This window comes from Streptomyces solincola, from assembly GCF_002982015.1.
Lineage (GTDB): Bacteria > Actinomycetota > Actinomycetes > Streptomycetales > Streptomycetaceae > Streptomyces > Streptomyces solincola.
Window position 1 is genome coordinate 1 of the sequence record NZ_PVLV01000158.1, and the last position, 5,693, is coordinate 5,693.

Annotated in this window: 5 protein-coding genes; all 5 read left to right on the plus strand. The window is 73.7% G+C overall.

Annotated elements, in window-relative coordinates; all coding sequences use genetic code 11:
- Window positions 1-183 precede the first annotated feature (183 nt).
- Window positions 184-2,205: a squalene--hopene cyclase gene (gene shc / locus C6N75_RS12285; protein WP_105868913.1), complete on the plus strand. Its 2,022-nt coding sequence runs from the start codon at window positions 184-186 to the stop codon at window positions 2,203-2,205.
- Window positions 2,202-2,858, plus strand: coding sequence for a phosphorylase family protein (locus tag C6N75_RS12290; RefSeq protein WP_105868914.1), 657 nt, complete (start codon window positions 2,202-2,204; stop codon window positions 2,856-2,858). Before shc ends, C6N75_RS12290 begins: the two co-directional genes overlap by 4 nt.
- A 5-nt stretch (window positions 2,859-2,863) precedes the next feature.
- Complete coding sequence (gene hpnH, locus C6N75_RS12295) at window positions 2,864-3,880, plus strand: adenosyl-hopene transferase HpnH (protein WP_181160450.1); 1,017 nt, start codon at window positions 2,864-2,866, stop codon at window positions 3,878-3,880.
- Between the two features lie 8 nt (window positions 3,881-3,888).
- Window positions 3,889-5,271, plus strand: coding sequence for an aspartate aminotransferase family protein (locus C6N75_RS12300; protein ID WP_105868916.1), 1,383 nt, complete (start codon window positions 3,889-3,891; stop codon window positions 5,269-5,271).
- A 60-nt stretch (window positions 5,272-5,331) separates the two neighbouring features.
- Window positions 5,332-5,693 (plus strand): helix-turn-helix domain-containing protein (locus tag C6N75_RS12305; protein ID WP_146132553.1); only part of this gene is annotated, 362 nt, incomplete at its 3' end.

The following is a 5,693-nucleotide window of genomic DNA, read 5'->3' on the forward strand; positions in this document are numbered from 1 at the left end:
CGCTGACCGCCGCCCCGCCCCGTCCCCGCCGCCCCCTCCATACGATCCCCGACTCCAGCCCCGACTCCCGCCTCGGATGATGACGACCTTCCTGATATGACTCGCCGTCGCCGGCCGGCGCCCCGCGCGCCGGCCGGTGGCCCTCCCGCATGAGCAGCACACCGACTGCATTGAGGGGAAGCCATGACCGCGAAGACCGAGGGAAGCACCGGGGTGCCGGCCGTCACCGGCGCGGGCGACGCGCCCGAGACCGGCGCCGCCGAGGAGGTACGGCAGGCCGCGGCGCGGGCCGCCGAGCGCTCCGTCGCCCATCTGCTGGGCCGGCAGGACGCCGAGGGGTGGTGGAAGGGCGACCTGGAGACCAACGTCACCATGGACGCCGAGGACCTGCTGCTGCGGCAGTTCCTTGGCATCCTCGACGAGGGCACCCTGCGCGCCGCCGCCCTGCACATCCGCGGCGAGCAGCGCGAGGACGGCACCTGGGCCACCTTCTACGGCGGCCCGGGCGAGCTGTCCGCCACCGTCGAGGCGTACGTCGCGCTGCGGCTGGCCGGCGACCTCCCCGACGAGCCGCACATGGAGCGCGCCGCCGACTGGGTGCGTCGGCACGGCGGGATCGCCGCCGCCCGGGTGTTCACCCGGATCTGGCTGGCGCTGTTCGGCTGGTGGCGGTGGGAGGACCTGCCGGAGCTGCCGCCGGAGATCATCTTCCTGCCGTCGTGGTTCCCGCTGAACATCTACGACTTCGGGTGCTGGGCCCGGCAGACCATCGTGCCGATGAGCGTGGTGCTCGCCAAGCGGCCGGTCCGCCCGGCCCCGTTCGCCCTGGACGAGCTGCACACCGACCCCCGGTGCCCCAACCCGCCCCGCGAGCCGGCCTCCTGGCGGAGCTGGGACGGCGCGTTCCAGCGCATCGACAAGGCCGTCCGCGCCTACCGCAGGATCGCCCCGCGCGCGCTGCGCCGGGCCGCGATGAACGCCGCCGCCCGCTGGATCGTCGAACGGCAGGAGAACGACGGCTGCTGGGGCGGCATCCAGCCGCCGGCCGTCTACTCGCTGATCGCCCTGCATCTGCTCGGCTACGACCTGGGCCACCCGGTGATGCGGGCCGGCCTGGAGTCGCTGGACCGCTTCACGGTGACCCGCGAGGACGGCGCCCGGATGGTCGAGGCGTGCCAGTCCCCGGTCTGGGACACCTGCCTGGCCGTCATCGCGCTCGCCGACGCCGGCCTGCCCGCCGACCACCCGGCGCTGGTCAAGGCGGCCGACTGGATGCTCGGCGAGGAGATCGTCCGCCCCGGCGACTGGGCCGTGCGCCGCCCCGGACTCACCCCCGGCGGCTGGGCGTTCGAGTTCCACAACGACAACTACCCGGACATCGACGACACCGCCGAGGTGCTGCTCGCGCTGCGCCGGGTGCGCCACCCCGACCCGGCGCAGATCGAGGCCGCCGTGCGGCGCGGCGCGCGCTGGACCGCCGGGATGCAGTGCCGGGACGGCGGCTGGGGCGCCTTCGACGCCGACAACACGAGCCCCTTCCCCAACCGGCTGCCGTTCTGCGACTTCGGCGAGGTCATCGACCCGCCGTCGGCCGACGTCACCGCCCATGTGGTGGAGATGCTCGCCTGGGAGGGCCTGGCCGGCCACCCGCGCACCCGGCGCGGCGTCGCCTGGCTGCTGGACCACCAGGAGGACAGCGGCGCCTGGTTCGGCCGCTGGGGCGTCAACCACGTCTACGGCACCGGCGCGGTCGTCCCCGCGCTCGTCGCCGCCGGCCTGCCCGCCGCCCACCCGGCGATCCGCCGGGCCGTCGACTGGCTGCTCTCGGTCCAGAACGAGGACGGCGGCTGGGGCGAGGACCTGCGCTCCTACCGCGACCCCAAGTGGGCCGGCCGCGGCGCCTCCACCGCCTCGCAGACCAGCTGGGCGCTGCTGGCCCTGCTGTCCGCCGGCGAGCGGGACTCGACGGCCGCCGAGCGCGGGGTGCGCTGGCTGGCGCGCACCCAGCGGGAGGACGGCTCCTGGGACGAGCCGTACTTCACCGGCACCGGCTTCCCCTGGGACTTCTCCATCAACTACCACCTGTACCGGCAGGTGTTCCCGCTCACCGCGCTCGGGCGGTACGTGCACGGGGAGCCGGGCCCCGTCCCGGCCGGCCCGCCCGCGGCCGCCGCCGACACCCGGGCCGACGAGGCCCGCCGGTGACGGCTGCCCCGCCGCCCGGCGGGCCCGCGCCCCTGCTGGTCGCCTGCGCCCTGGGCATCGAGCAGCTCGCCCTGCGCAGCGCCCGCCGGCCCGGCGGCGGCGCCCCGGTCCCGTACACCGTGCTGCGCACCGGCATGGGTCCGGACAACGCCCGGCGCGCGGTCTCCGGCGCGCTGGCCGGCCCGGAGCTGGCCGGCGCGGCGGTGCTGGCCTCCGGCTTCTGCGCGGGCCTGCTCCCCGGGATGCACCCCGGGGACCTGGTGGTCGCCGCGGAGACCCGAGGCCCGGACGGCACGACGCCGTGCGTGGGCGTCGAAGCGCTGGTCGCCGCGCTGGAGCAGGCCGCCCCCGGACGCCGGGTGCACACCGGGCCGCTCATCGGCTCCGACCACGTGGTGCGCGGCCAGGAACGGGCGCTGCTGCGGGCCCGCGGCGCGATCGCCGTCGACATGGAGTCCGCCGCCACCCTGCGGGCCGCGCTGGCCGCCGGACCCCGGCCGGTTGCCGCCGTCCGGGTGGTCGTGGACGCCCCCGAGCACGAGCTGGTGCGGATCGGCACGGTCACCGGGGGAATATCAGCCTTCCGCGTGCTCCGCTCGGTCATGCCCGCGTTTCTTCGATGGCACCGTTTCTTGCCGCTCCCCAGGAGGTGAGCCAGATGGCCATGCCGCTCCGCCAGACCATCAGGGTCGGGACGTATCTCTTCGAACAGAAGCTGCGCAAGCGGGAGAAGTTCCCGCTCATCGTGGAGTTGGAGCCGCTGTACGCGTGCAACCTGAAGTGCGAGGGCTGCGGGAAGATCCAGCACCCGGCCGGGGTGCTCAAGCAGCGGATGCCGGTCGCCCAGGCGGTCGGCGCGGTGCTGGAGTCCGGCGCGCCGATGGTGTCCATCGCCGGCGGCGAACCGCTGATGCACCCGCAGATCCACGAGATCGCCCGGCAGCTCGTGCAGAAGAAGAAGTACGTCTTCCTGTGCACCAACGCCCTGCTGCTGCGCAAGAAGATCGAGAACTTCACCCCCTCCCCGTACTTCGCCTTCGCCGTGCACATCGACGGGCTGCGCGAGCGCCACGACGAGTCGGTCGCCAAGGAGGGCGTGTTCGACGAGGCGGTGGAGGCCATCAAGGAGGCCAAGCGGCGCGGCTTCCGGGTGACCACCAACTCCACCTTCTTCAACACCGACACCCCGCAGACCGTCATCGAGGTGCTCAACTACCTCAACGACGACCTCAAGGTCGACGAGATGATGATCTCGCCCGCCTACGCCTACGAGAAGGCCCCCGACCAGGAGCACTTCCTCGGCGTCGAGCAGACCCGCGAGCTGTTCCGCAAGGCGTTCTCCGGCGGCAACCGCCGCCGCTGGCGGCTCAACCACTCGCCGCTCTTCCTGGACTTCCTGGAGGGCAAGGCCGACTTCCCCTGCACCGCCTGGGCCATCCCCAACTACTCGCTGTTCGGCTGGCAGCGGCCCTGCTACCTGATGGCGGACGGCTATGTGCCCACCTACCGCCAGCTCATCGAGGACACCGACTGGGAGAAGTACGGCCGCGGCAAGGACCCGCGCTGCGCCAACTGCATGGCGCACTGCGGCTACGAGCCCACCGCCGTCCTCGCCACCATGGGCTCGCTGAAGGAGTCCCTGCGCGCCGCCCGCGAGTCCGCCACCGGCAAGTGAGCTCCACCATGCGGAAGTTCGACCTGCCGGCGCTGCTCGCCGACCGGGCGGCCGAGCGCTACGAACTGCACGGCCGCCACCTCAACCCGCAGCTCCCCCGGATGCTGCGCACCATCGGCTTCGACAAGGTCTACGAGCGGGCCGAGGGCGCCTACTTCTGGGACGCCGACGGCGACGACTACCTGGACATGCTCTCCGGCTTCGGCGTCATGGGCCTGGGCCGGCACCACCCGGTGGTCCGCCAGGCGCTGCACGACGTGCTCGACCTGTCCCTGGCCGACCTCACCCGCTTCGACTGCCCGCCGCTGCCGGGCCTGCTCGCCGAGAAGCTGCTCGCCCACTCGCCGCACCTGGCGCGGGTCTTCTTCTCCAACAGCGGCACCGAGGCGGTGGAGACCGCGCTGAAGTTCGCCCGCTGCGCCACCGGGCGGCCGCGCGTGCTGTACTGCGCGCACGCCTTCCACGGGCTGACCACCGGCTCGCTGTCGGTCAACGGCGAGAGCTGCTTCCGGGACGGCTTCGCCCCGCTGCTCCCCGACACCGCCGTCCCGCTCGGCGACCTCGACGCCCTGGAGCGCGAGCTGCGCAGGGGCGACGTGGCCGCGCTGATCGTGGAACCGATCCAGGGCAAGGGCGTGCACGAGGCCCCGCGCGGCTATCTGCGCGCCGCCCAGGAGCTGCTGCATCGCCACAAGGCGCTGCTCATCGCCGACGAGGTGCAGACCGGTCTCGGCCGCACCGGCGACTTCTACGCCTACCAGCACGACGACGGGGCCGAGCCGGACCTGGTCTGCGTGGCCAAGTCGCTCTCCGGCGGCTACGTCCCGGTCGGCGCGACCCTCGGCAAGGAGTGGATCTTCAAGAAGGTCTTCTCCTCCATGGACCGGGTCGTCGTGCACTCCGCCAGCTTCGGCTCCAACGCCCAGGCCATGGCCGCCGGGCTCGCCGTCCTCGCCGTGCTGGAGGACGAGCAGGTCGTCGCCAACGCCCGCCGCACCGGCCAGGAGCTGAAGGACCGGCTGACCGCGCTCACCGGCCGCTACGAGATGCTGCACGCGGTGCGCGGACGCGGCCTGATGATCGGCATCGAGTTCGGCCGCCCCTCCTCGCTGGGCCTGCGCGGCCGCTGGAGCATGCTCCAGGCCGCCCGCAGGGGGCTGTTCGCCCAGATGGTGGTCGTCCCGCTGCTCCGGCGCCACCGCATCCTCACCCAGGTCTCCGGCGACCGGCTGGAGGTCATCAAGCTCATCCCGCCGCTGATCATCGGCGAGCGGGAGGTGGAGCGGTTCGTCACCGCGTTCATTGCCGTGATGGACGAGGCGCACAGCGGCGGCGGCCTGATGTGGGACTTCGGCCGCACCCTGGTCAAGCAGGCGGTCGCCCAGCGCTGAGCCTCTTGCCTCTGAGGCAATCTTCTTGCCCTCGGGGCAAAGAGGTGGCGCAATGGTGCCATGAGCACCGAGGCCGATCCGGCCGAACCGACGGCAGCCGCACTGCCCGACGTGGCGCCCCGACTGCGGGCGCTGCGCCGGAGCAGGGGGGTGACCCTGGAGACCGCCGCCCGGCGCGCCGGGCTGTCGCCGGCCCATCTGTCCCGGCTGGAGACCGGCCGCCGCCAGCCCTCGCTGCCGATGCTGCTGGGGCTGGCCCGGGTCTACGGTACGACCGTCTCCGAGCTGCTGGGGGAGAGCGCCCCGGAGCGCGACCCGGTGGTGCGGGCCGGCCGGGCCGGGCCCGCCGAGGCGGACGGCTGGGCCTACCGGCCGGCCGGCGCCCCGGGGCGGGCCATGCAGGCGCTGCGCGTCGAGGTGCC

Bases quoted from the DNA above. Each gene is read 5' to 3' on its own strand.
- shc (WP_105868913.1), top strand. From the start codon at position 184: ATGACCGCGAAGACCGAGGGAAGCACCGGGGTGCCGGCCGTCACCGGC.
- C6N75_RS12300 (WP_105868916.1), top strand. From the start codon at position 3,889: ATGCGGAAGTTCGACCTGCCGGCGCTGCTCGCCGACCGGGCGGCCGAG.
- hpnH (WP_181160450.1), top strand. From the start codon at position 2,864: ATGGCCATGCCGCTCCGCCAGACCATCAGGGTCGGGACGTATCTCTTC.